We start from the raw sequence: 2,913 nt of genomic DNA, 5'->3' as shown, positions 1-2,913 counted from the left end.
TTAAATGTGTATACTTCCTCTATTTTGTGCTATAATGTCCTTGATTCATAGTGCCCTTTCCTTTTGTATAATCTTGTGTTACAAACTTATTATACAAAGATAAAGGTTCACTATGAATCTTTTTTTACCCGTTGCACTTCATTTTACAATCTTCCCTTTGTATAATATGAAAATTTTATTAAAAAATCCAAGCATTTGTATTGTAATATTTTTTTTAAATTGGTATAATTAATCTATTGTTTTTTAATAAATTATTAAGAGTTGGAGAGTTAGGTTTTGGAACTTTCTTTAAAAGATTATTTTCTTATTATATTTAAAAAATGGAAAATTCTTCTCGCTTTTATGCTGGCAGGCTTGTTGCTTATGTTTTTTTGGTCCTATTTTTTGATTGACGACAAATACGAAATAAGCACGACCTCGTCATTATTAATAGACCAGATTGAAGGTAGCAGTAGCCAAGGCGATATGGTCAACAAAGAACAACAGGCGTTTAATCGTCTTGTTTCTAATTTTGAGTTTTATTTAGTGGAAGCCGACACCATATTTGATAACATTTGGGAGCAAAACTTAGCCGAATTATATTCGTCTTATGACGATGTGCATGCCGAAAATAAAGTTGACATTTCTTTTGAGACCGAGCACGAAACAGTAGGCGAATGGGCGCAAAGCCTAGGATATTCCAAAAAGAAATTAAAACAAGCCGTGGATTTTTCGTTTTGGGATAAAGCTAACGGTTTATTTAAAATATCTATTACTGTTAAAGACCCGCAATTTGGCGTGGTGCTAATGGCGGCGTATAATCTGGCGTCTATGAAAAAAGTTAGCGATATGTCCGAACCGGCGTCGGCGGATGTAATCGTAAAAGCCCAATACCATATTATAGACCAGCCTCATATTCCTGATGAAAACGATGTAATTCGCCCCAACATCACGCTTAATATGTTTTTGGGCGCTTTGGTAGGAATTATTTTGGCAGTCAGCGTCATATTGTTAGTCAATTATTATGACGTTAAAATAAAAGACGAAAACGACATAAGGGAAAAATTTGATGTGCCCGTCATAGCCACTATTCCCGATATCTCGGACAATAAAAAAGGTTATTAAGATATGTTTAACAAAAAGAAAAAAAGCAAAAAAGAAATTTATCCTCTTATCACAGACAAAGGTGTCAATTTTTCATATGACGAAGCTTTTAGGGTTTTCGCGGTAAACTTAAGATTCACATTTGCCCAAAAGTCCTCAAGAAAGGTAATAATAGCCGGTTTTAGCGAAGACATGGGCAAAACTATGATAAGCGTCAATCTCGCGATAGCTATGGCCCAAAGCGGCTTTAAGGTGCTTCTTATAGATTGCGATTTAAGAAAACCCTGCGTCCATAAATTATTTAAAGAAGAAAACACTATAGGTCTTACCCATGTTCTTTGCGACGATGTTAAGGTGGACGACGCGATAAAAAAATCCAAAGTGGATAACCTATGGTATTTGACGGCCGGAGTAAAATCCCCCAACCCGACCAAGCTTTTGTTAAGCCCCGAAATGAACGACTTGCTTAACAACTTGTGCAGGGAATATGATTGGATAATTTTGGACACTCCGCCCGTGGGCGTTGTAAGCGACGCCTTGATATTGTCAAATATCTGCGACGGCGTCGTATTGGTAGCCGAAGAAGGCGTTTCCGATTATAGACAGGTTGCCAAAGCAATAGAAGAAATAAAATATGTCAACGGCAACCTTTTGGGCGTTGTGCTAAATAGATCCAAAAACCATCATAGACGGTATTATTACCGTTATTCTTACGGACGAGATTAGTTCTTGGCTTTTTATGAATTTGTCTTTTTAGCGCTTCTTGTGATAGAATAGTTCTATATTTTATCTCGTTGCTGTTTTAAGGATTTTAAATGGACATTTGGGAAGCAATACTGCTGGGGCTGGCGCAAGGGTTGACGGAGTTTTTGCCGGTATCGTCCAGCGGTCATTTGGTTTTGATTCAAAATATATTGGGCGTTGAAGGGGATTTGCTGTTTTTTGATGTGATGCTCCATGTGGGCACGCTTTTGGCCGTTTTTGCGGTATTTTTTAAAGATATTTTAGATTTATTCAAACCGCCTTTCAAAACAATGGGGTTATTGATACTTGCGACATTGCCCGCGGGGCTTGTAATGCTTCTATTTGCCGATAAAATAGAAGCGTTGTTTGAAGGAAAATTTTTGTGGATAGGATTTTTAATAACGGCTATTATGCTTTTGATAACCGAATATGTGGGCAAAAAATATCCTAAAGATAGACCTTTGGATTTGAAAGTTGGTTTGATTATGGGCCTTGCCCAAGCCGTAGCCGTCGTTCCTGGGATTTCCAGAAGCGGCGCGACTATAAGCGGCGGAGTTTACGCGGGCGCGCAAAGAGAAAAAATAGCCAAGTTTTCTTTTTTGATGAGCATACCCGTGATATTGGGCTCGGGCTTTTATGAAGCGCTTCAAGTGCGCGAATGGGCTTCTGTTCCCGTCCTTTGCGTTATTATCGGAATGGTTGCTGCGGCGATTAGCGGTTTTTTGGCTATAAAGTTAATGCTCAAAATCATCCAAAAATGCGACTACAAATGGTTCTCATTATATTTAGTAGCGCTGGCGCTGATAACATTTTTAAACGAGCATGTGTTATTTTTATGGTAATTTGACCATATACATTGAAATTAGCATATAAATATTATATAAATTTAATATATTTTAAAACATAAGGAAGAAAACAATGAGCGAATATTTCGGAACAGACGGAATTAGAGGAATATTCAACAAAGATTTGACCTTAGAACTATCGGCCAAAGTGGGCAACGCTTTGACCAAGCTCAAAAAAGCCCCCTTGGTAGTAATAGGCACGGACACCCGCGCTTCAAAAGATATGCTAAAATGCGCCGTC

Annotated in this window: 4 protein-coding genes; all 4 read left to right on the top strand. The window is 37.8% G+C overall.

The genetic code is table 11. The annotated features are described in order from the left end of the window. The first annotated feature begins 363 nt into the window (after positions 1 to 363). Positions 364 to 1,104 carry a hypothetical protein gene (locus GX756_04645; protein NLC17150.1) on the top strand — a complete coding sequence of 247 codons (741 nt, stop codon included), beginning with the start codon at positions 364 to 366 and terminating at the stop codon, positions 1,102 to 1,104. A 3-nt stretch (positions 1,105 to 1,107) separates the two neighbouring features. After that, positions 1,108 to 1,809 carry a CpsD/CapB family tyrosine-protein kinase gene (locus tag GX756_04640; GenBank protein ID NLC17149.1) on the top strand — a complete coding sequence of 234 codons (702 nt, stop codon included), beginning with the start codon at positions 1,108 to 1,110 and terminating at the stop codon, positions 1,807 to 1,809. An 89-nt stretch (positions 1,810 to 1,898) separates the two neighbouring features. Further along, positions 1,899 to 2,669: an undecaprenyl-diphosphate phosphatase gene (locus tag GX756_04635; protein ID NLC17148.1), complete on the top strand. Its 771-nt coding sequence runs from the start codon at positions 1,899 to 1,901 to the stop codon at positions 2,667 to 2,669. Positions 2,670 to 2,745: 76 nt separating this feature from the next. Then, a partial coding sequence (locus GX756_04630) for a phosphoglucosamine mutase (protein NLC17147.1) occupies positions 2,746 to 2,913 on the top strand: 168 nt, incomplete at its 3' end.

This window comes from Clostridiales bacterium (assembly GCA_012512255.1).
In the GTDB taxonomy this organism is placed as follows: domain Bacteria; phylum Bacillota; class Clostridia; order Christensenellales; family DUVY01; genus DUVY01.
The sequence above is the reverse complement of the archived record's forward strand: the minus strand, read 5'-3'. Positions and strand labels throughout refer to the sequence as shown.